Source organism: Streptomyces deserti (assembly GCF_054782695.1).
Genome location: NZ_BAAGRZ010000007.1, coordinates 183200 through 203880 on the forward strand (window position 1 = coordinate 183200; position 20681 = coordinate 203880).

33 protein-coding genes are annotated in these 20681 nt (G+C 67.5%); 2 read left to right on the forward strand and 31 right to left on the reverse strand.

Annotated features, from left to right (window positions below):
- The first annotated feature begins 21 nt into the window (after positions 1-21).
- The gene (locus ACYVMZ_RS15650; RefSeq protein WP_461079880.1) at positions 22-963 is read left to right on the forward strand and encodes a DUF389 domain-containing protein; all 942 of its coding nucleotides are present in this window, start codon (positions 22-24) and stop codon (positions 961-963) included.
- Here the strand turns inward: ACYVMZ_RS15650 and glmM are convergent.
- From glmM to ACYVMZ_RS15670, 4 genes are all read right to left on the reverse strand, one after another.
- Positions 960-2318 carry a phosphoglucosamine mutase gene (glmM, locus tag ACYVMZ_RS15655; RefSeq protein ID WP_461079882.1) on the reverse strand — a complete coding sequence of 453 codons (1359 nt, stop codon included), beginning with the start codon at positions 2316-2318 and terminating at the stop codon, positions 960-962. The genes ACYVMZ_RS15650 and glmM overlap by 4 nt on opposite strands.
- A gap of 229 nt (positions 2319-2547) precedes the next feature.
- Complete coding sequence (rpsI, locus tag ACYVMZ_RS15660; protein WP_461079884.1) at positions 2548-3060, reverse strand: 30S ribosomal protein S9; 513 nt, start codon at positions 3058-3060, stop codon at positions 2548-2550.
- Between the two features lie 42 nt (positions 3061-3102).
- The gene (gene rplM, locus ACYVMZ_RS15665) at positions 3103-3546 is read right to left on the reverse strand and encodes a 50S ribosomal protein L13 (protein ID WP_031118775.1); all 444 of its coding nucleotides are present in this window, start codon (positions 3544-3546) and stop codon (positions 3103-3105) included.
- Between the two features lie 202 nt (positions 3547-3748).
- Positions 3749-4006, reverse strand: a complete 258-nt coding sequence (locus tag ACYVMZ_RS15670; protein WP_461079886.1) for a hypothetical protein — start codon at positions 4004-4006, stop codon at positions 3749-3751.
- Between the two features lie 74 nt (positions 4007-4080).
- Between ACYVMZ_RS15670 and ACYVMZ_RS15675 the strand changes: the two genes are divergently transcribed.
- A complete protein-coding gene (locus ACYVMZ_RS15675) occupies positions 4081-4959 on the forward strand; it encodes a hypothetical protein (RefSeq protein ID WP_461079888.1) in 879 nt (292 codons plus the stop codon).
- A gap of 19 nt (positions 4960-4978) precedes the next feature.
- On the opposite strand, the gene truA is transcribed toward ACYVMZ_RS15675, so the two are convergent.
- From truA to rplB, 27 genes are all read right to left on the reverse strand, one after another.
- On the reverse strand, positions 4979-5833 hold the full coding sequence (gene truA / locus ACYVMZ_RS15680; RefSeq protein ID WP_461079890.1) for a tRNA pseudouridine(38-40) synthase TruA: 855 nt from the start codon (positions 5831-5833) through the stop codon (positions 4979-4981).
- 73 nt (positions 5834-5906) lie between these two features.
- Entirely contained in the window at positions 5907-6434 is a 528-nt protein-coding gene (rplQ, locus tag ACYVMZ_RS15685; RefSeq protein ID WP_461079892.1) for a 50S ribosomal protein L17, read from the reverse strand.
- 140 nt (positions 6435-6574) lie between these two features.
- Positions 6575-7597, reverse strand: coding sequence for a DNA-directed RNA polymerase subunit alpha (locus ACYVMZ_RS15690; protein WP_028420758.1), 1023 nt, complete (start codon positions 7595-7597; stop codon positions 6575-6577).
- A gap of 150 nt (positions 7598-7747) precedes the next feature.
- On the reverse strand, positions 7748-8152 hold the full coding sequence (gene rpsK / locus ACYVMZ_RS15695; RefSeq protein WP_003956432.1) for a 30S ribosomal protein S11: 405 nt from the start codon (positions 8150-8152) through the stop codon (positions 7748-7750).
- A 64-nt stretch (positions 8153-8216) separates the two neighbouring features.
- Positions 8217-8597 carry a 30S ribosomal protein S13 gene (rpsM, locus tag ACYVMZ_RS15700; RefSeq protein ID WP_461079895.1) on the reverse strand — a complete coding sequence of 127 codons (381 nt, stop codon included), beginning with the start codon at positions 8595-8597 and terminating at the stop codon, positions 8217-8219.
- 188 nt (positions 8598-8785) lie between these two features.
- Positions 8786-8899 (reverse strand): 50S ribosomal protein L36, encoded by a 114-nt coding sequence (gene rpmJ / locus ACYVMZ_RS15705; protein WP_003974245.1) that lies wholly within the window; start codon positions 8897-8899, stop codon positions 8786-8788.
- A gap of 62 nt (positions 8900-8961) precedes the next feature.
- The gene (gene infA, locus ACYVMZ_RS15710; protein WP_003948620.1) at positions 8962-9183 is read right to left on the reverse strand and encodes a translation initiation factor IF-1; all 222 of its coding nucleotides are present in this window, start codon (positions 9181-9183) and stop codon (positions 8962-8964) included.
- Positions 9184-9365: 182 nt separating this feature from the next.
- Entirely contained in the window at positions 9366-10202 is an 837-nt protein-coding gene (gene map, locus ACYVMZ_RS15715; protein ID WP_461079898.1) for a type I methionyl aminopeptidase, read from the reverse strand.
- A gap of 186 nt (positions 10203-10388) precedes the next feature.
- Complete coding sequence (locus ACYVMZ_RS15720; protein ID WP_461079900.1) at positions 10389-11051, reverse strand: adenylate kinase; 663 nt, start codon at positions 11049-11051, stop codon at positions 10389-10391.
- Positions 11051-12364, reverse strand: a complete 1314-nt coding sequence (gene secY, locus ACYVMZ_RS15725) for a preprotein translocase subunit SecY (protein ID WP_461079902.1) — start codon at positions 12362-12364, stop codon at positions 11051-11053. The genes ACYVMZ_RS15720 and secY overlap by 1 nt, the downstream gene beginning before the upstream one ends.
- A 505-nt stretch (positions 12365-12869) precedes the next feature.
- The gene (gene rplO, locus ACYVMZ_RS15730; RefSeq protein ID WP_289933205.1) at positions 12870-13325 is read right to left on the reverse strand and encodes a 50S ribosomal protein L15; all 456 of its coding nucleotides are present in this window, start codon (positions 13323-13325) and stop codon (positions 12870-12872) included.
- Between the two features lie 2 nt (positions 13326-13327).
- Positions 13328-13510 (reverse strand): 50S ribosomal protein L30, encoded by a 183-nt coding sequence (rpmD, locus tag ACYVMZ_RS15735; RefSeq protein ID WP_095748087.1) that lies wholly within the window; start codon positions 13508-13510, stop codon positions 13328-13330.
- Positions 13510-14118 carry a 30S ribosomal protein S5 gene (gene rpsE / locus ACYVMZ_RS15740; protein WP_030671799.1) on the reverse strand — a complete coding sequence of 203 codons (609 nt, stop codon included), beginning with the start codon at positions 14116-14118 and terminating at the stop codon, positions 13510-13512. Before rpsE ends, rpmD begins: the two co-directional genes overlap by 1 nt.
- 41 nt (positions 14119-14159) lie before the next feature.
- Positions 14160-14543 carry a 50S ribosomal protein L18 gene (gene rplR, locus ACYVMZ_RS15745; protein WP_461079905.1) on the reverse strand — a complete coding sequence of 128 codons (384 nt, stop codon included), beginning with the start codon at positions 14541-14543 and terminating at the stop codon, positions 14160-14162.
- A 3-nt stretch (positions 14544-14546) separates the two neighbouring features.
- The gene (gene rplF, locus ACYVMZ_RS15750; protein ID WP_461079907.1) at positions 14547-15086 is read right to left on the reverse strand and encodes a 50S ribosomal protein L6; all 540 of its coding nucleotides are present in this window, start codon (positions 15084-15086) and stop codon (positions 14547-14549) included.
- 23 nt (positions 15087-15109) lie between these two features.
- The gene (gene rpsH, locus ACYVMZ_RS15755; protein WP_365672101.1) at positions 15110-15508 is read right to left on the reverse strand and encodes a 30S ribosomal protein S8; all 399 of its coding nucleotides are present in this window, start codon (positions 15506-15508) and stop codon (positions 15110-15112) included.
- A gap of 214 nt (positions 15509-15722) precedes the next feature.
- Complete coding sequence (locus ACYVMZ_RS15760) at positions 15723-15908, reverse strand: type Z 30S ribosomal protein S14 (RefSeq protein WP_003956452.1); 186 nt, start codon at positions 15906-15908, stop codon at positions 15723-15725.
- 5 nt (positions 15909-15913) lie between these two features.
- Positions 15914-16474 (reverse strand): 50S ribosomal protein L5, encoded by a 561-nt coding sequence (rplE, locus tag ACYVMZ_RS15765; protein ID WP_461079910.1) that lies wholly within the window; start codon positions 16472-16474, stop codon positions 15914-15916.
- Positions 16474-16797, reverse strand: coding sequence for a 50S ribosomal protein L24 (gene rplX, locus ACYVMZ_RS15770; protein ID WP_029380977.1), 324 nt, complete (start codon positions 16795-16797; stop codon positions 16474-16476). Before rplX ends, rplE begins: the two co-directional genes overlap by 1 nt.
- A 2-nt stretch (positions 16798-16799) precedes the next feature.
- Positions 16800-17168, reverse strand: a complete 369-nt coding sequence (gene rplN / locus ACYVMZ_RS15775) for a 50S ribosomal protein L14 (protein WP_003998823.1) — start codon at positions 17166-17168, stop codon at positions 16800-16802.
- Between the two features lie 207 nt (positions 17169-17375).
- The gene (gene rpsQ / locus ACYVMZ_RS15780; protein ID WP_171114346.1) at positions 17376-17663 is read right to left on the reverse strand and encodes a 30S ribosomal protein S17; all 288 of its coding nucleotides are present in this window, start codon (positions 17661-17663) and stop codon (positions 17376-17378) included.
- On the reverse strand, positions 17663-17887 hold the full coding sequence (rpmC, locus tag ACYVMZ_RS15785; RefSeq protein ID WP_189214790.1) for a 50S ribosomal protein L29: 225 nt from the start codon (positions 17885-17887) through the stop codon (positions 17663-17665). The genes rpsQ and rpmC overlap by 1 nt, the downstream gene beginning before the upstream one ends.
- The gene (gene rplP, locus ACYVMZ_RS15790; RefSeq protein ID WP_028420770.1) at positions 17887-18306 is read right to left on the reverse strand and encodes a 50S ribosomal protein L16; all 420 of its coding nucleotides are present in this window, start codon (positions 18304-18306) and stop codon (positions 17887-17889) included. The genes rpmC and rplP overlap by 1 nt, the downstream gene beginning before the upstream one ends.
- 5 nt (positions 18307-18311) lie before the next feature.
- Positions 18312-19136 (reverse strand): 30S ribosomal protein S3, encoded by an 825-nt coding sequence (gene rpsC, locus ACYVMZ_RS15795; protein ID WP_010036723.1) that lies wholly within the window; start codon positions 19134-19136, stop codon positions 18312-18314.
- Positions 19136-19483 carry a 50S ribosomal protein L22 gene (gene rplV / locus ACYVMZ_RS15800; RefSeq protein WP_029380974.1) on the reverse strand — a complete coding sequence of 116 codons (348 nt, stop codon included), beginning with the start codon at positions 19481-19483 and terminating at the stop codon, positions 19136-19138. Before rplV ends, rpsC begins: the two co-directional genes overlap by 1 nt.
- A 44-nt stretch (positions 19484-19527) precedes the next feature.
- A complete protein-coding gene (gene rpsS / locus ACYVMZ_RS15805) occupies positions 19528-19809 on the reverse strand; it encodes a 30S ribosomal protein S19 (RefSeq protein WP_004984529.1) in 282 nt (93 codons plus the stop codon).
- 12 nt (positions 19810-19821) lie between these two features.
- Complete coding sequence (gene rplB / locus ACYVMZ_RS15810; RefSeq protein ID WP_028420773.1) at positions 19822-20658, reverse strand: 50S ribosomal protein L2; 837 nt, start codon at positions 20656-20658, stop codon at positions 19822-19824.
- Positions 20659-20681: the final 23 nt, after the last annotated feature.

Here is a 20681-nt window from a genome sequence, read left to right on the forward strand (position 1 = left end):
GACCGGCTGCTACAAAGACCCATGCTGCATCTGCGCCTGATCACACCCACCGAGAAGACCGGCCACGTGGTCCGCCTGATCGAGAAGACGGTCGGCACCACACACCTGGTCGTGATGCCGGGCGCCGCCCGCAACCCCTCGGGGGACGTCGTCATGTGCGACGTGGCCCGTGAGGCGGGTGACGAACTTATCGGCGCGCTAAGGGAGTTGGACCTCGATCAGAGCGGGTCCATCGCCGTGGAGAACATCGACCTGTCGCTGTCCAAGCGCGCCGACGAGGCGGAGGACGACGCCCCGGGCGAGAGCGCGGACGCGGTGCTGTGGGAGCAGCTGACCGACGCCACCCACGAGGAGTCGACCCTCTCCGTCACCTATATCGCCTTCATCACGCTGGCCACGATGATCGCGGCCTGCGGTGTCGTCCTCGACAACGCGATCCTGATCGTCGGCGCGATGGCGGTGGGCCCGGAGTTCGGCCCGCTCGCCGGCATCTGCACGGCCATGGTGCAGCGCGCGCCCCGGCTGGCCCTGCGCTCACTGATCGCGCTGCTGGCGGGCTTCGCCGCGGCGATGGCGGTGACGGTCGGCTTCAGCCTCTTCATGGACGCGGTCGGCCTGTTCACCGAGGCCCGGCTGGAGGCCGACCGGCCCAACACCGGCTTCATCTATGCCCCCGACTGGTTCTCGTTCGTCGTGGCAGTGCTCGCCGGAGCGGCCGGCACTCTCTCCCTGACGTCCGCGAAGTCCGGCGCCCTGGTCGGCGTCGCCATCTCGGTGACGACGGTCCCGGCCGCCGCCAACGCCGCCGTGGCCCTCATCTACGGCGACGCCATCCAGACCCTGCGGTCGACGGAACAGCTCCTGCTGAACCTGCTGGGCATCATCCTCGCCGGCACGCTCACGCTGCTGGTCCAGAAGTGGCTCTGGGCCAAGCAGCGCGAACGTACCCGGAAGACCGGTTAGCCGAGCGCCGACTTCACCGCGTCGGCCAGCCGACCGGCCACCGACCGCGCCTGCTCGATGTCGGCGGCCTCCACCATCACCCGCACCAGCGGCTCGGTCCCCGACGGCCGCAGCAGCACCCGCCCGGTCGACCCCAGCTCCCGCTCGGCCTCGGCGACGGCCGACGCGAGCTCCGCGGAGGACTTCACCCGCGCCTTGTCGACGTCCGGCACATTGATCAGCACCTGCGGCAGCCGCTCCATGACGGACGCCAGGTCCCGCAGCGTACGACCGGACTGGGCGACCCGCGCCGCCAGCAGCAGCCCGGTCAGCGTGCCGTCCCCGGTCGTCGCGTGCTCGAGGATGATCACATGCCCGGACTGCTCGCCGCCCAGCGCGAAGCCGTGCTCCTTCATCTGCTCCAGGACGTACCGGTCGCCGACCGCGGTCTGGACGACCCGGATGCCCTCGCGCTCCATGGCGAGCTTGAAGCCCAGGTTGGACATGACGGTCGCCACGACGGTCTCGGCCGGCAGCGCGGAGCGTTCCCGCATCGCCAGCGCGAGCACGGCCAGGATCTGGTCGCCGTCCACCTCCTCGCCGGTGTGGTCGACGGCCAGGCAGCGGTCGGCGTCCCCGTCGTGCGCGATGCCGAGGTCGGCGCCGTGCTCGACGACGGCCGCTTTCAGCTTCTCCAGATGCGTGGAACCGCACCCGTCGTTGATGTTGAGCCCGTCCGGCTCGGCCCCGATCGTGACGACCTCGGCCCCGGCCTGCGCGAAGGCCTCCGGCGAGACCCGGAAGGCCGCGCCGTGCGCCTCGTCGAGGACGATCTTCAGGCCCTCCAGCCGGTTCGGGAGGACACCCAGCAGGTGCGCCACGTACCGCTCGGCCCCCTCCTCGTACTCCCGCACACGACCGACGCCCGCGCCCGTGGGCCGCTGCCACGGCTCACCGCCCTTGTGCTCCTCGTACACGGCCTCGATACGGTCCTCCAGCTCGTCGGCGAGCTTGTGACCGCCGCGGGCGAAGAACTTGATGCCGTTGTCGGGCATGGCGTTGTGGCTCGCGGAGAGCATGACACCGAGGTCGGCGCCGAGCGCGCCGATGAGGTACGCCACGGCGGGCGTCGGCAGCACGCCGACCCGCAGCACGTCCACGCCGGCGCTGGCCAGGCCCGCGACCACGGCGGCCTCCAGGAACTCCCCGGACGCGCGCGGGTCACGCCCGACCACCGCGATCGGCCGGTGTCCCTCGAACGTGCCCGCCTCGGCCAGTACGTGCGCCGCGGCGACGGAGAGGCCGAGCGCCATCTCGGCCGTCAGGTCCGCGTTGGCGACACCGCGCACGCCGTCCGTGCCGAAGAGTCGTCCCACTGTGGTGTCCTCCGAATTGCTGAAGAGAGTGCGGCTCACTCGAGTGTCCAGGCGTGGCCCGGCCCGAGTACATCCCCTGAGACTGCCCGGAGCCTGCCGGGGTTGTGCCGCCGGCCTGTGCCTAAGCCTGCGATAAAGAACCATTCCCCCGTAAACGAACCGCCCCGGCGGCACAGTCCGTGCCGCCGGGGCGATCCCTGCGAAGACAGTCGCGAAGACAGCGACGCGATTAGCGCTTGCTGTACTGCGGAGCCTTGCGGGCCTTCTTCAGACCGGCCTTCTTCCGCTCGACCGCACGGTCGTCACGGCGCAGGAAGCCGGCCTTCTTCAGCGGACCGCGGTTGTTGTCGACGTCGGCCTCGTTCAGCGCGCGGGCGACACCGAGACGGAGCGCACCGGCCTGACCGGAGACACCGCCGCCGGAGATGCGGGCGACGACGTCGTAACGGCCCTCGAGCTCGAGCACCTTGAAGGGCTCGTTCACTTCCTGCTGGTGGACCTTGTTCGGGAAGTAGTCCTCGAGCGAACGCCCGTTGATCTTCCACTTGCCGGTGCCCGGGACGATCCGGACACGGGCGATGGCCTCCTTGCGGCGACCCAGGCCGGCGGCCGGCTGGGGCTCGCCGAAGCGGGAGGCGAGGGACTCCGAGGTGTACTCGCCCTCGACGGGGACCTCGGACTCGGTGGTGTAGCTGTCGATGTCAAGCTCTTCGAGCGGCTGCTCGGCAGTGGTCTCGGCCACGATTCTCCTCAGATTCTCTTCAGTCTTAGGGGGTGGCCGGACTTACTGCGCGACCTGGGTGATCTCGTACGGCTGCGGCTGCTGCGCGCCGTGCGGGTGCTGGTCACCCTTGTAGACCTTCAGCTTCGAGAGCATCTGACGGCCCAGGGAGTTCTTGGGGAGCATGCCCTTGACGGCCTTCTCGATGGCCTTCTCGGGGTTCTTGTCGAGCAGCTCGTCGTAACGGACGGAGCGCAGACCACCCGGGTAGCCGGAGTGGCGGTACGCCATCTTCTGGGTCCGCTTGTTGCCGGACAGGTGCACCTTGTCGGCGTTGATGATGATGACGAAGTCACCAGCGTCGACGTGCGGCGCGTAGATCGGCTTGTGCTTGCCCCGCAGAAGGGTGGCGGCAGTGCTGGCGAGACGACCCAGGACAACGTCCTGAGCGTCGATGACGTGCCACTGGCGCGTCACATCGCCGGGCTTGGGGCTGTACGTACGCACGGTTCGTAGCCTTCGCTTCGAGTGAATGGTCCTAGACAAGGTCACCGAAACGATCACGACAGCCTTGACCGCACAGCGGTGACGCAAACCGCGTGCTGGTCGCTGGTCATCGGCCCGGTGGACCGGTGTAAGGGCCCGTCCCGTGAGAATGAGCAAGCCAATACACAACGAATAGGCAGGATACCGGGGCGCCCCTAGGGGGTCAAAACGAGGGATCACTGCCGACTCCCACTCTACCGCCTCCCGTCTCTTGTACGACCGTCACCGCCATCACACACATCGTGACCACGCCCTTGACGGCCCGCCGCCGGATCCTTCCCGGCAGCAACGGGAGGACGAACAGGAGGGAGTCGTCGTACGACGGGCAGGAGGCGAGGAACGCCGAGAGCATCCCGGCGCACAGCTGCCGCCTGGCCACTCGTACCAACCACCCGGAGATGCCGCTTTTGCCCATCCTCATTGCAGGAACGCTAGGGGCTGCCGAGCTCAATGAGGCGGACCAGCACGCCTCTTGGCCCGTCTAAGATGCGCCCCATGAGTTATGGGCAGGGGGGACCTCAGTCCCAGTGGGATCCCTGGAAACCGCATTCTCAGCAGCCCTGGTCCAGCGGCGGCGGTCCGACGCCGGACTGGGCGGCGCTCGCTGAGGCGTCCGAGGCCCGCAACAAGCGGCGCCGGCTGCTGTTCATCGGCGGTGGCGCGCTCGCCACCGTCGGGATCGCGGCCGCCGTCGCCGTGGCCGTCGTCTCGGCGAACGGCAACAGCCAGGCGTCGAACAACCCGACCGCCCAGCTGCCCTCGACCGCGGACATCCCGAGCGCCACCGACTCGGCACCGTCGTTCGCGCCGACCAGCGCACCGCCCCCGCTGGACCCGAAGGACTTCATCGCCAGCGCGAAGAAGGACAAGGCTCCGCTGAGCCCGGAGATCCTCTTCCCGGGCACCCAGCTGACCATGGGCGAGACCGTCTACAAGAAGGGCCCGACGGCCGACACGAGGAACTGCGCCTCGGCCGCCCGGCAAACCCTCCCCAAGGTCCTCACCGCGAACGACTGCACGCGCCTGATGCGCGTCACCTACACCAGGGACGGCATCGCGGTGACGGTCGGCGTGGCCGTCTTCGACACCGAGGCGCAGGCGACGAAGGCCAAGCAGCAGGCCGACGACAGGAGCATCATCAAGCCGCTGTCCGGCGGCGGCGTCAAGGACTTCTGCGACGGCGCCGTCTGCTACACGAAGACCAACTCGCTCGGCCGCTACGCCTACTTCACCATCACCGGCTTCACCAGCGGCAAGGACGCCACCAAGAGCGACACGGCGATCTTCTCCACCGGCGACGACCTCGCCGAGTTCGCCTTCCGCCAGATCCGCCGCCGCGGCGAGGCCCAGGCCTCGGCCGCGGCGAACGAGTAGCGGCCCTGGCCGCCCGGGGTCAGCAGCAGCCGGCCCCGGGCAGCGTCCGCCGGTTCCGCGCCTCCTTGTTCCGCGCGGCCAGCAGTTCGTCGGCCGGGTAGCCGACCTCCTCCAGCGTCAGCCCGTGCGGCCGTACGACATGTACGGCGGAGTCCCGTACGCCGGCCGCCAGCACCTTCGCGGGCCAGTCCGTCGGCCGGTGCCCGTCGCCGACGAACAGCAGCGCCCCGATCAGGGACCGCACCATGTTGTGGCAGAACGCGTCGGCCCGCACGGTGGCGGTGATGATCCCGTCGCCCCCGCGTACGAGGCTCAGCTCCTGCAGGGTCCGGATGGTCGTGGCCCCCTCGCGCCTCTTGCAGTACGCGGCGAAGTCGTGCTCGCCGAGCAGCCCGCGCGCGGCCTCGTTCATGGCGTCGACGTCGAGCGGCCAGTCGTGCCACAGCACATGGCCCCGTAGCAGCGGGTCCACACCGCCCGGGTTGTCGGTGACGCGGTAGGCGTAGCGCCGCCACACCGCCGAGAAACGGGCGTTGAAGCCGGGCGGCGCTTCCCTGAGGGCCCACACCCGCACATCCTTCGGCAGCCTGCCCGCGAGCCGCTTGAGCAGCTTCTGGCTGTGCTCGGCCCACACCGCGCGCGGCAGATCGACATGCGCCACCTGGCCGCGCGCGTGCACACCCGCGTCGGTCCGCCCGGCCACGGTCAGCTCGTACGTCTCCCCGGACCGGGTGACCGTACGCAGAGCGTCCTCGATCTCCCCCTGGACGGTCCGCCGCCCTCCGGCCTGCTTGGCCCACCCGGAGAACTCGGTCCCGTCGTAGGAGAGGTCGAGACGGACACGGACGTACCCGGGCTGTACTTCGTCGCTCACCCTCAGATCCTCTCAGGTACGCGAAAGCGGGCCCGCCCCGAAGGACGGACCCGCTTCGACGCTCGGCAGTGCCTTAGGCGTCCTTGGACTCCTCGCCCTTGGACTCTTCGGCAGCCTCGTCAGCCTTGGCCTCGGCGGCGTCCTCGGACGGGGCCTCGGCGGCCTCGTCCTTCTTGAGGGCGTCTTCCTTGACCGCGCGCTTGGTCGCGGCCTCGGCCTCGCCGACCGCCGACTGCTGCACCGTCAGCGCCTCGACCAGCTCGATGACCGCCATGGGCGCGTTGTCGCCGCGGCGGTTGCCGATCTTGGTGATACGGGTGTAGCCACCCGGACGGTTCTCGTAGCGCGGGCCGATCTCGGTGAAGAGCGTGTGGACGATGCTTTTGTCCGTGATCACCTGCAGCACCTGACGGCGGTTGTGAAGGTCACCCTTCTTCGCCTTGGTGATCAGACGCTCCGCGTACGGGCGCAGGCGGCGGGCCTTCGCCTCGGTGGTGGTGATACGGCCGTGCTCGAAGAGCGACTTCGCGAGGTTCGCGAGCATCAGCTTCTCGTGCGCGGCACTGCCGCCCAGACGGGCACCCTTGGTGGGCTTCGGCATGGTGTGTCTCCTTGGTATCTGCCCCGGCCGTATCAGGTACCGGGGTCAGGACCCGATGAGCGGGTGCTCACCGGCAACAACCGGCCCCTCCCATGAGAGGGAGGAACGGGGCCCCGGGGGCTCGCACCCCCGGGAACGACTCAGTACTGCTCGGTCTCCACGAACCCGGAGTCCGCGTCGTCGTCCGCGCCGAACGCGTCCGCCGCAGCGGTGGGGTCGAACCCAGGCGGGCTGTCCTTCAGAGCCAGGCCCATCCCGGCCAGCTTCGCCTTGACCTCGTCGATGGACTTCGCACCGAAGTTGCGAATGTCGAGCAGGTCCGCCTCGGAGCGAGCCACGAGCTCACCCACGGAGTGGATGCCCTCACGCTTGAGGCAGTTGTACGACCGAACGGTGAGCTCCAGCTCCTCGATCGGCAGCGCCAGGTCCGCAGCGAGCGCGGCGTCCGTCGGGGACGGACCCATGTCGATGCCCTCGGCGTCGATGTTGAGCTCGCGGGCCAGACCGAACAGCTCGACCAGGGTCTTGCCGGCCGACGCCATGGCGTCACGCGGACGCATGGCCTGCTTGGTCTCGACGTCGACGATCAGCTTGTCGAAGTCGGTGCGCTGCTCGACTCGGGTCGCCTCGACCTTGTAGGTGACCTTGAGAACCGGCGAGTAGATCGAGTCGACCGGGATCCGGCCGATCTCCTGCCCGACCTGCTTGTTCTGCACGGCGGAGACGTAACCGCGGCCACGTTCGACCGTCAGCTCCATCTCCAGCTTGCCCTTGCCGTTGAGCGTGGCGAGGACCAGGTCGGGGTTGTGCACCTCAACACCGGCCGGGGGCGCGATGTCGGCGGCGGTGACCAGACCCGGACCCTGCTTGCGCAGGTACATCACCACGGGCTCGTCGTGCTCGCTCGACACGACCAGCTGCTTGATGTTGAGGATCAGGTCGGTGACGTCCTCCTTGACGCCCGGCACGGTGGTGAACTCGTGCAGGACACCGTCGATCCGGATGCTGGTGACAGCCGCACCGGGGATCGAGGACAGGAGCGTACGACGCAGGGAGTTGCCGAGGGTGTAGCCGAAGCCCGGCTCCAGCGGCTCGATCACGAACCGGGAGCGGAACTCGTCGACGACCTCTTCGGTCAACGAGGGACGCTGAGCGATCAGCATGTGTGGATCAGATCCTTCAGTCGGGGGCGCCCGCTATATGACGCCCGACCATGCCGCCCCCGAGAAAAAGGGGACGGGTATTGCAAGGGTACGGGCGGTACGACCCATGCGGACCGTACCGCCCGAAAACCTGCGGCGAAGTGCCCTGCGTCAGACGCGGCGGCGCTTCGGCGGACGGCAGCCGTTGTGCGGGGTCGGCGTGACGTCCTGGATGGAGCCGACCTCGAGGCCGGTCGCCTGCAGGGAGCGGATCGCGGTCTCACGACCGGAGCCCGGGCCCTTGACGAAGACGTCGACCTTGCGCATGCCGTGCTCCTGGGCGCGGCGGGCGGCCGACTCGGCGGCCATCTGCGCGGCGAACGGCGTGGACTTCCGGGAGCCCTTGAAGCCGACGTGGCCGGCGGAGGCCCAGGAGATCACGTTGCCGGACGGGTCCGTGATCGAAACGATGGTGTTGTTGAACGTGCTCTTGATGTGCGCGTGGCCGTGAGCGACGTTCTTCTTTTCCTTGCGGCGCACCTTCTTGGCAGCGCCCTGACGTCCCTTGGGGGGCATCTATAACTCCTACGGGAGGTGGTCGGTCCTACAGCGAAGACCGTGGACAGGTGTCCGCTGCGGACTACTTCTTGCCCGGCTTCTTCTTGCCGGCGATGGCGCGACGCGGGCCCTTGCGGGTGCGGGCGTTGGTGCTGGTGCGCTGACCGCGGACGGGCAGACCGCGGCGGTGACGCAGACCCTGGTAGCAGCCGATCTCGACCTTGCGGCGGATGTCGGCCTGGATCTCGCGACGGAGGTCACCCTCGGTCTTGAGGTTGTTGTCGACGTACTCGCGGATCGCGACGAGCTGCTCCTCGGAGAGGTCGCGAACGCGGGTGTTGGGGTCCACGCCGGTGGCAGCCAGCGTCTGCTGCGAAAGGGTCCGGCCGATGCCGAACACGTAGGTGAGAGCGACCTCCACGCGCTTGTCGCGCGGGATGTCGACACCGGAAACGCGTGCCATTCAATGGCTCCTGGTGATCTTCGGAGGTCTGCCGCAGAACCGGTTCCCAGCCGCCGTATCAGGTACGAACTGGGTCCCCGGCCTCCGAACCGGGGGTATCGAGCCGTTCAGCCGGCTCGGGCCCTGCGTATGAACATATTCAGCTCGCGTCGCGCGAAGCCCTGCGAATCGCAGAGGAAGGTCGTCCGTCAGCCCTGGCGCTGCTTGTGGCGCGGGTTGTCGCAGATGACCATGACCCGGCCGTGACGGCGGATCACCCTGCACTTGTCGCAGATCTTCTTGACGCTCGGCTTGACCTTCATGGGATGTGAGGTTCTCCGGGTCAGTTGCCGGCGGCCCCGATCACCCGGGGCGTGGGCAAGATCTACTTGTACCGGTAGACGATCCGGCCACGCGTCAGGTCGTACGGAGACAGCTCCACCACGACCCGGTCGTCAGGGAGGATACGGATGTAGTGCATCCGCATCTTGCCGCTGATGTGTGCCAGGACCTGGTGGCCGTTCTGGAGCTCGACCTTGAACATGGCGTTCGGAAGAGACTCGACGACAGTGCCCTCGATCTCGATGGCACCTTGCTTCTTGGCCACGCTTCGCCCTTCGAATCGACTACCTTGATCGACTCCGGCGTGCACCGTTTCGAGGATTCGAGCGCATGCGGACATGCGGGTGCACAAGAGCCGACGAGTCAGTCTACGTCAGCGCACCCGGAAACACGAATCGAGCGAGATCGGGGAAGCCTGCCCCAGGCCGGAGATCATTATGCGGATCTCTAGGCGAGCGGGTCGGGAGCGGCCGTGATCCCGTACTCGGCGAGCTTGGCCTTGCCGCCGTCCGGAGCGGTCAGCACCAGCGGCCCCTGCTCGGTGAGGGCGACGGAGTGCTCCCAGTGCGAGGACCAGGTGCCGTCGGTCGTGACGACCGTCCAGTCGTCCTCCAGGACCACCGTCTTCGGCGTGCCCAGCGACACCATGGGCTCGATGGCGAGGCAGAACCCGGGCACGAGCTTCGGGCCCTTCCCCCGCCGCCGGTCGACGTAGTTCAGCAGGTGCGGGTCCATGTGCATCTCGGAGCCGATCCCGTGACCGCCGTAGTCCTCGATGATCCCGTACCGGCCGCCGCCGGGCTTGGGCTGGCGGCGGATGTACGTCTCGATGGCCCGGGAGATGTCGACGAGCCGGTTGCCCTGCTTCATGGCCGCGATGCCGGCCCACATCGACTCCTCGGTCACCCGGGAGAGCTCGATCAGCTCCGGCGCGTGGCCGGAGCCCACGAAGGCCGTGTAGGCGGCGTCGCCGTGCCAGCCGTCGATGATCGCGCCGCAGTCGATGGAGATGATGTCCCCGTCCTTGAGGACGACGTCGTCGGAGGGGATCCCGTGCACGACGACCTCGTTCACGGAGGTGCAGATGGTGGCCGGGAACCCGCCGTACCCGAGGAAGTTCGGCTTGGCGTTGTGCTCCGCGAGCACCTTGCGGGCGACCTGGTCCAGATCCTTGGTGGTGGCGCCGGGCACGGCGGCTTCCCGCGTGGCCGCGTGAATGGCGGCGACGACCAGCCCTGCCTCACGCATCTTGGCGATCTGCTCGGGGCTCTTGATCTGCACCATGGGGACTGCGGCCTTTCTGGACCGGGAGAGGGACGGACGCATTCAACGATACGGGCACTGGCACAGCCCGTAATCCGCGGGCATTCGTGCCTCCTGGGGCGGCGGGGGTGGGTTGCGCAACCCACTCCCACAGCACAGCCGCGGCCCCTTCACAGGAAACCGCGGCTGCGACTGACGTACGTACGACTACTTGCCCGCGTCCTCGCGCTTCAACGCTTCCAGCGCCCGCTTCGTGACCTCGTCCACCGGCCCCAGCGAGGAGATGGTCACGACCAGCCCCTGCGCCTTGTAGTAGTCGATGATCGGCTCGGTCTGCGTGTGGTAGACCTCCAGCCGGGTCCGGACGGTCTCCTCGGAGTCGTCGTCCCGCTGGTACAGCTCACCGCCGCAGACGTCGCAGACGCCCTCCTTCTTCGGCGGGCTGTACGACACGTGGAAGACGTGGCTGGAGTCCTTGCGGCAGATCCGCCGCCCGGCGATCCGCTTGACGACCTCTTCCTCCGGGACCTCCAGGTCCAGCACCGCGTCGAGCTTGATGCCCTCGGTCTCGAGGAGCTCGTCCAGCGCCTCGGCCTGGGACACGTTGCGCGGGAAGCCGTCCAGCAGGAAGCCGCCCTCGGCGTCGGGCTGCTCCATGCGGTCCTTGGCCATCGCGATGGTGACCTCGTCCGGCACCAGGTTGCCGGCGTCCATGTAGGACTTCGCGAGCTTCCCGAGCTCCGTCTGCCGGCTGATGTTGGCTCGGAACAGGTCGCCGGTGGAGATGTGCGGAATGCGCAGCTTCTCGGCAAGGCGCGTGGCCTGCGTGCCCTTCCCGGCACCCGGCGGCCCGACCAGGACGATTCGCATCAGCGGAGGAACCCTTCGTAATTGCGCTGCTGGAGCTGGCTCTCGATCTGCTTCACCGTCTCGAGACCGACACCCACGATGATCAGGATGCTGGTCCCGCCGAACGGGAAGTTCTGGTTTGCCCCGAAACCTGCCAACGCCATCGTCGGCACGAGAGCGATCAGACCCAGATACAGCGAACCCGGCCAGGTGATCCGGTTGAGTACGTAGCTGAGGTACTCAGCGGTCGGTCGGCCAGCCCGGATGCCCGGGATGAAGCCACCATACTTCTTCATGTTGTCCGCGACTTCCTCGGGGTTGAACGAGATGGCCACGTAGAAGAACGCGAAGAAGACGATCAGGAAGAAGTACAGCGTGATGTGCGCCGGCGCATCCGTCTCCGCGAGGTTCCGGCGGATCCAGGTCGCCCATCCGGCGGTCGAGTTGGTGAACTGGACGATCAGCGCCGGGATGTAGAGCAGCGAGGACGCGAAGATGACCGGGATCACGCCCGCCTGGTTGACCTTGAGCGGGATGTAGGTGGACGTACCGCCGTAGGAGCGGCGGCCGATCATGCGCTTCGCGTACTGCACCGGGATGCGGCGCTGGGCCTGCTCGACGAAGACGACCAGGCCGACCATGACCAGGCCGACGAGGATGACGGTGCCGAACTCGATCCAGCCGCCGGCCAGGTCGCCCTGCTCCTTGATGGCCCACAGGGCGGCCGGGAAGGTGGCGGCGATCGAGATGAACATCAGGATCGACATGCCGTTGCCGATGCCGCGGTCGGTGATGAGCTCGCCGAGCCACATCACCAGGGCCGTACCGGCGGTCATGCAGATGACCATGGTGATGATCACGAAGATCGACTTGTCGGGGACGATCTGGCTGCCCACCGGGCAGTTGCTGAACAGGGCACCGCTGCGGGCGGTGGCCACCAGGCCGGTGCCCTGCAGGACGGCGAGCGCCACCGTCAGGTAGCGGGTGTACTGCGTGATCTTCGCCGTACCCGCCTGGCCCTCCTTCTTCAGGGCTTCCAGGCGCGGGATCACCACGGTCAGCAGCTGCAGGATGATGCTCGCCGTGATGTACGGCATGATGCCCAGCGCGAAGACCGTGACCTGCAGCAGTGCGCCGCCGCTGAACATGTTGACCAGACCGAACAGGCCCGAGTTCGCCTCGGCCGCGTCGATACACGTCTGCACGTTCTTGTAATTGACGCCCGGGATCGGGATGTGCGTGCCGACCCGGTAGATCACGATGATGCCGAGCGTGAAGAGCAGCTTCTTGCGCAGGTCGGGCGTCTTGAACGCCCGGGCGAACGCGGTGAGCACGGTGCCTCCTGCGACCCCCGCGTTCGCTACGCGAGAGGTGACGGTATGTTGTGCGAGGACGGAATTCTCTGTACCTGACGCCCCATCCAACGACAGGGCATCAGGGAGACTAACAGTGTCGACTACCCTACGCGGAGCCCGCACCGACATGAAACCGCCCTGTCGGCCAGCGACGGGACCGATGCGGGCGTGATCCATTCGCTCCGGGCGTTCTCTCCCCCACACCACTGAGCCGGCGCGGGCATTGAGCCCCTCTACGGCGGTCAGCGCGCCCCACAGGCTCCCCGAGCGGTCTGTTCCTTCTTTTCCCCTGCTTCAAGCCCTTCGGCGCCTTCCAGGGCCTTCCTGCCGCCTTCGTACGACGGGCGGCCGGCTCGTTCACTCAGCGACAGAAATCACGTACCCGACGCGACACACGTCACCCACCAGACGGCGGCGGACAACGAAAAGGCCGGGAGTTCCCAGCGGGAACTCCCGGCCTTCGCCGTTGTGCGGGTCAGCCGGCTCAGACGAGCTCGGTGACCGAACCGCCGGCGGCGGCGATCTTCTCCTTGGCGGAGGCGGAGGCCTTGTCGACCTGCACCTGCAGCGCCACGGAGATCTCACCCTCGCCGAGGACCTTGACCAGGCTGTTCTTGCGAACGGCGCCCTTGGCCACCAGGTCCTCGACCGTGACCTCGCCACCCTCGGGGTAGAGCTTGGCCAGCTTGTCGAGGTTCACGACCTGGTACTCGGTCTTGAACGGGTTCTTGAAGCCCTTCAGCTTCGGGAGGCGCATGTGCAGCGGCATCTGGCCGCCCTCGAAGCGCTCCGGAACCTGGTAGCGGGCCTTGGTGCCCTTGGTACCACGACCGGCCGTCTTACCCTTCGACGCCTCACCACGACCGACGCGGGTCTTGGCGGTCTTGGCGCCCGGGGCGGGACGGAGGTTGTGGATCTTGAGCGGGTTGTTCTCCGCCATGATCAGTCGACCTCCTCGACCGTCACGAGGTGGCGGACGGTGTGCACCATGCCGCGGAACTCGGGGCGGTCCTCCTTGACGACCACGGTGTTGATCCCCTTGAGACCAAGCGACCGCAGGGTGTCACGGTGGTTCTGCTTGCTGCCGATGTACGACTTCGTCTGCGTGATCTTGAGCTGAGCCATTACGCAGCACCCGCCCCGGCACGCGCACGCAGCAGAGCCGCGGGGGCGACGTCCTCGAGCGGCAGACCGCGGCGGGCCGCGATCTCCTCGGGACGCTGCAGGCCCTTCAGGGCCTCCACGGTCGCGTGCACGATGTTGATCGCGTTCGACGAGCCGAGCGACTTCGACAGCACGTCGTGGATACCGGCGCACTCCAGGACGGCACGCACGGGACCACCGGCGATAACACCGGTACCCGGCGACGCCGGCTTGAGGAGAACGACGCCGGCAGCCTTCTCACCCGTGATCGGGTGCGGGATGGTGCCCTGGATCCGGGGGACCTTGAAGAAGTGCTTCTTGGCCTCCTCAACGCCCTTGGCGATGGCGGCCGGCACCTCCTTGGCCTTGCCGTATCCGACACCCACGGTGCCGTCACCGTCGCCCACCACGACCAGCGCGGTGAAGCTGAAGCGACGACCACCCTTCACAACCTTGGCGACGCGGTTGATCGCGACGACGCGCTCAACGTACGCGGTCTTCTCGGCGGCAGCTGCGCCGCCGTCACGGCCCTTCCGGTCCCGCCGCTCGCCGCCACCGGCACCGCCACCGCGGCGCTGGGGTCCAGCCATTGGAATTACCTCTCTCTGTCTCCGCTAGCTACGGAACCGGCTCAGAACTTGAGCCCGGCTTCGCGGGCGGCGTCCGCCAGGGCGGCGATGCGCCCTGCGTACTGGTTACCACCACGGTCGAACACGACGGCCTCGACACCGGCGGCCTTGGCACGCTCGGCGACCAGGGCGCCGACCTGCTTGGCCTGCGAGGACTTGTCGCCCTCGCCACCGCGGATCGACGCGTCCAGGGTGGACGCCGACGCCAGGGTGTGGCCCTTCAGGTCGTCGATCACCTGCGCCACGATGTGGCGGTTGGAGCGGGTCACGACCAGGCGAGGACGCTCGGCGGTGCCGGAGACCTTCTTGCGGATCCGGATGTGACGGCGCTTGATAGCAGCACGCTTGTAGGCGTCGCCCTTGAGGATCTTCTGCCCGTATGCCATGGCTTACTTACCCGCCTTTCCGACCTTGCGGCGGATGACTTCGCCCTCGTACTTGACGCCCTTGGCCTTGTACGGGTCGGGCTTGCGCAGCTTGCGGATGTCGGCCGCAACCTCGCCGACCTTCTGCTTGTCGATGCCCTCGACCGAGAAACGGGTCGGGGTCTCCACCTTGAAGGTGATGCCCTCGGGGGCCTCGACCAGGATCGGGTGGCTGTAGCCCAGGGAGAACTCCAGGTTGGAGCCCTTGGCCTGGACGCGGTAACCGACACCGCTGATCTCGAGCTTCTTGACGTATCCCGTGGTCACACCGGTGATCATGTTCGCCACCAGCGTGCGGGACAGGCCGTGCAGGGCCTTGCTCTGCCGCTCGTCGTTCGGGCGGGTCACCTGGAGGGTGCCGTCGTCGCCCTTAGCGATCTCGATCGGCGCTACGACGGTGTGGGTCAGCTCGCCCTTGGGGCCCTTGACCTTGACCGTACGGCCGTCGATGGTGACGTCCACGCCGGCGGGAACCGGGATGGGGAGCTTGCCGATACGCGACATGGTGTCTCTCCTCCGTTCCCGAATTACCAGACGTAGGCGAGGACTTCCCCACCCACGCCCTTCTTCTGCGCCTGCTTGTCGGTGAGGAGCCCGTGGGACGTGGAGATGATGGCCACGCCCAGGCCGCCGAGCACCTTCGGCAGGTTGGTGGACTTCGCGTACACCCGGAGACCGGGCTTGGAGATCCGCTTGATGCCCGCGATGGAGCGCTCACGGTTCGGGCCGAACTTCAGCTCGAGGACGAGGTTCTTGCCGACCTCGGCGTCCTCGACGCGCCAGCCCGTGATGAAGCCCTCCTGCTGGAGGATCTCCGCGATGTGCGACTTGATCTTGGAGTGCGGCATCGACACGGTGTCGTGGTACGCCGCGTTCGCGTTTCGCAGACGCGTCAGCATGTCTGCGATCGGATCAGTCATGGTCATGAATTGGCCTTCGGCCTCTCTCGCCGGGGTTTCCTGGTGCGCCATCCCTCTCCCCGATCCGAGACGGGACGGGTGCGGCGCGGTGGACCTACGGCGTAGTAAGTCGTCAAGGGCGGCGGCAGACGCCCAACCCCACAAGCCTAAGGCATGCAGGCTGGGCGTCCTGCCGCCCCGGTTGCTTACCGAGAGCCCTGGAAGTCCCCTGTTACGGGGATTACCAGGAGCTCTTGGTCACGCCCGGCAGCTCGCCACGGTGAGCCATCTCACGAAGGCACACGCGGCACAGGCCGAACTTGCGGTACACGGAGTGCGGACGGCCACAACGCTGGCAGCGGGTGTACGCGCGCACGCCGAACTTGGGCTTGCGAGCAGCCTTCGCGATCAGAGCCTTCTTCGCCATCTCGCTCACGCCTCCTTGAAGGGGAAGCCGAGGTGACGGAGAAGGGCACGGCCCTCTTCGTCGTTGGTCGCCGTGGTGACCACGGTGATGTCCATACCCCGGACGCGGTCGATCTTGTCCTGGTCGATCTCGTGGAACATGACCTGCTCCGTGAGACCGAAGGTGTAGTTGCCACGGCCGTCGAACTGCTTGGGGGACAGGCCGCGGAAGTCGCGGATGCGCGGGAGCGCGAGCGACAGGGTGCGGTCCAGGAACTCCCACATGCGGTCGCCACGGAGCGTGACGTGGGCACCGATCGGCTGGCCCTCACGCAGCTTGAACTGCGCGATGGACTTGCGGGCCTTGGTGACGGCCGGCTTCTGACCGGTGATCGTGGTGAGGTCGCGGATGGCGCCCTCAATCAGCTTGGAGTCGCGGGCGGCGTCGCCCACACCCATGTTGACCACGATCTTGACGAGGCCCGGAACCTGCATGACGTTCTCGTACTTGAACTCGTCACGCAGCTTGCCGATGATCTCCTCGCGGTACTTCTGCTTCAGACGCGGAGTCACGGTGGTGGTCGTCATCAGATGTCCTCACCCGTCCGCTTGGCAACGCGGATCTTGTTGCCTTCGTCGTCGAAGCGGTAACCGACGCGGGTCGGGACCTTCTGGCCGTCCTTCTCCACGACGAGCATCACGTTGCTCACGTGGATGGGGGCCTCGGTGGTCACGATGCCGCCGGCCTGCGAACCACGAGCCGTCGGACCGGCCTTGGTGTGCTTCTTGACCCGGTTGACACCCTCGACCAGGACACGGTCCTCGCGGGGGAAGGCCGCGATGACCTTGCCCTGCTTGCCCTTGTCCTTGCCGGTGATGACCTGGACCAGGTCGCCCTTCTTGATCTTCATGCTCACAGCACCTCCGGCGCGAGGGAGATGATCTTCATGAACTTCTTCTCGCGCAGCTCACGGCCCACGGGGCCGAAGATACGGGTGCCGCGAGGGTCGCCGTCATTCTTCAGAATGACCGCGGCGTTCTCGTCGAAGCGGATGTACGAGCCGTCCGGACGGCGGCGCTCCTTCACGGTGCGAACGATGACCGCCTTGACGACGTCACCCTTCTTCACGTTGCCACCGGGGATCGCGTCCTTGACGGTGGCGACGATGACGTCACCGATACCCGCGTAGCGGCGACCGGAGCCACCGAGCACACGGATGCAGAGAATCTCCTTCGCACCCGTGTTGTCGGCGACACGCAGTCGCGACTCCTGCTGGATCACGTCTATCTCCTGATCGTCTGCCGGTTCCCGCAGTGCCCTTGTCGGACGAACCTGCGAGCCTGGCGGAACTGTCCTGCGGGTAGTTCCCGCAGGAATTACTTGTGCCTCTGCAGGCGGAAACCCGTGCCGCCGGGGGCCGGAGGCCCCCAGCGGGGTGCCGGGGGCGGTAGCCCCCGGCGGGGTCAGCGGGGGCGGAGCCCCCGCTTCTTACTTCGCCTTCTCGAGGATCTCGACGACGCGCCAGCGCTTGGTCGCGGACAGCGGCCGGGTCTCCATCAGGAGGACGCGGTCGCCGACACCCGCGGCGTTCTGCTCGTCGTGCGCCTTGAGCTTGTTCGTACGGCGGATGACCTTGCCGTACAGCGCGTGCTTGACGCGGTCCTCGACGGCGACGACGACGGTCTTGTCCATCTTGTCGCTGACGACGTAACCCTCACGGGTCTTGCGGAAGCCGCGCGCTTCAGTCTTCTGGTCAGTCACGTTGTTCTCGCTCATCAGGCGTTCTCCACCGTCTCAATGCCGAGCTCACGCTCACGCATGAGGGTGTAGATCCGGGCGATGTCCTTGCGGACCGCCTTCAGACGGCCGTGGTTCTCGAGCTGGCCCGTCGCCGCCTGGAAGCGGAGGTTGAACAGCTCTTCCTTGGCCTCGCGGAGCTTCTCCAGAAGCTCCTCGTTGCCCAGCTCGCGCAGCTCGGACGCCTTGGTACCGGCCGACATCACGCTTCACCTGCCTCGCGCTTGACGATCCGGCACTTCATCGGCAGCTTGTGGGCCGCACGAGTCAGCGCCTCACGGGCGATCTTCTCGTTGGGGTACGACAGCTCGAACATGACGCGTCCGGGCTTGACGTTGGCGACCCACCACTCCGGCGAACCCTTACCGGAACCCATGCGGGTCTCGGCGGGCTTCTTGGTCAGCGGGCGGTCCGGGTAGATGTTGATCCAGACCTTGCCGCCACGCTTGATGTGACGGGTCATGGCGATACGAGCCGCTTCGATCTGGCGGTTCGTGACGTACGCCGGGGTCAGCGCCTGGATGCCGTACTCGCCGAACGCAACCTGCGTGCCACCCTTGGACATGCCGGTGCGCTTCGGGTGGTGCTGCTTGCGGTGCTTGACCCTACGGGGGATCAGCATGGTGGTCAGGCCTCCGTTCCGGTGCTCTCAGCCGGAGCGGCGGCAGCGGGAGCCTCGGCCTTGGGGGCCTCGGCACCGGCAGCCTGCTGCGGCTTGCGACCGCGCCGCTCGCCACCGCGGCCACCACGGGCCGGGCGGTCGGCGCCACCGCGGGCCGGGCGGTTACCCGCACGGGCGGCAGCGTTCTCGGCGCGGACCTCGGCGATGTTCTTGACGTCGCCCTTGTAGATCCAGACCTTCACACCGATGCGGCCGAAGGTCGTCTTGGCCTCGAAGAAGCCGTAGTCCACGTTCGCGCGGAGCGTGTGCAGGGGCACGCGGCCCTCGCGGTAGAACTCCGAGCGGGACATCTCGGCGCCGCCGAGGCGGCCACCGCACTGGATCTTGATGCCCTTGGCGCCGGCCTTCATCGCCGACTGCATGCTCTTGCGCATGGCGCGGCGGAAAGAGACGCGGCTGGACAGCTGCTCGGCAACGGCCTGGGCCACCAGCTGAGCGTCGGTCTCGGGGTTCTTGACCTCGAGGATGTTCAGCTGGACCTGCTTGCCCGTGAGCTTCTCGAGGTCACCGCGGATGCGGTCGGCCTCGGCGCCACGGCGGCCGATGACGATGCCCGGACGCGCGGTGTGGATGTCCACGCGGACACGGTCACGGGTGCGCTCGATCTCGACCTTGGAGATGCCGGCGCGCTCCATGCCGGACGTCATCATCCGGCGGATGGCGACGTCTTCCTTGACGTAGTCCTTGTACAGCTTGTCGGCGTACCAACGCGACTTGAAGTCGGTGGTGACACCGAGCCGGAACCCGTGCGGGTTTACCTTCTGGCCCATTACCGGGTTCCTTCCTTGCTGCTGACGACCACGGTGATGTGGCTGGTCCGCTTGCGGATCCGGTAGGCACGGCCCTGGGCGCGCGGACGGAACCGCTTCAGGGTCGGGCCCTCGTCGACGTACGCCTCGGAGACGTACAGGCTGTCGACGTCGGTGTGGTCGTAGTTGTGCGCGGCGTTGGCGATGGCGCTGTCCAGCACCTTGCCGACCGGCACGCTCGCGGCCTGCGGGGCGAAACGCAGGACCGCCTGAGCCTCCGTGGCGTTCAGGCCACGGATGAGGTCCACCACACGGCGGGCCTTCATGGGCGTGACGCGGATGTACCGCGCCTGGGCCCTGGCTTCCATGGTTGTCCCTTCGATGTTTGTCATGGTCATTCGCACCCCGCTGACTAGCGGCGCTTCGACTTCCGGTCTTCCTTGACGTGGCCCCGGAAGGTGCGGGTCGGCGAGAACTCGCCGAGCTTGTGGCCGACCATCGACTCGGTGACAAACACCGGAATGTGGGTCTTGCCGTTGTGCACCGCGATCGTGTGGCCCAGCATCGCCGGGACGATCATCGAGCGGCGGGACCAGGTCTTGATGACGTTCTTGGTACCGGCTTCGTTCTGCGCGTCCACCTTCTTGATCAGGTGGTCGTCGACGAAGGGTCCCTTCTTCAAGCTACGAGGCATCTCAACCCGTCCTTAGCGCTTCTTGTTCGTCTTGCGGCGGCGGACGATGTACTTGTTCGACGCCTTCTTGGGCGAACGAGTACGGCCTTCCTTCTTGCCCCACGGGGACACCGGGTGGCGACCACCGGAGGTACGGCCCTCACCACCACCGTGCGGGTGGTCCACCGGGTTCATGACCACACCACGCACGGTCGGGCGGACACCCAGCCAGCGCTTACGACCGGCCTTGCCCCAGTTGATGTTGCTCTGCTCGGCGTTGCCGACCTCGCCGACGGTGGCGCGGCAGCGGACGTCGACCAGGCGGATCTCGCCGGACGGCATGCGCAGGTGGGCCATGGAGCCCTCCTTCGCGAGCAGCTGCACCGAGGCGCCGGCGGAGCGGGCGAACTTCGCGCCGCCGCCGGGACGCAGCTCGATGGCGTGCAGCGTCGTACCGACCGGGATGTTGCGCAGGGCAAGGTTGTTGCCCGGCTTGATGTCGGCCCCGGGACCGTTCTCGACGCGGTCGCCCTGGTTCAGGCCACGCGGCGCGAGGATGTAGCGCTTCTCGCCGTCCGCGTAGTGCAGGAGCGCGATGCGCGCGGTGCGGTTGGGGTCGTACTCGATGTGCGCGACCTTCGCCGGCACGCCGTCCTTGTCGTGACGACGGAAGTCGATCACGCGGTAGGCGCGCTTGTGGCCACCGCCCTGGTGGCGGACGGTCACACGACCGGAATTGTTACGGCCGCCCTTGCTGTGCAGCGGGCGAACCAGCGACTTCTCCGGCGTGGACCGCGTGACCTCGACGAAGTCGGCGACGCTGGCGCCACGACGGCCAGGAGTCGTCGGCTTGTACTTGCGGATACCCATTTCTCAGTCCTCGTCCGATTCCG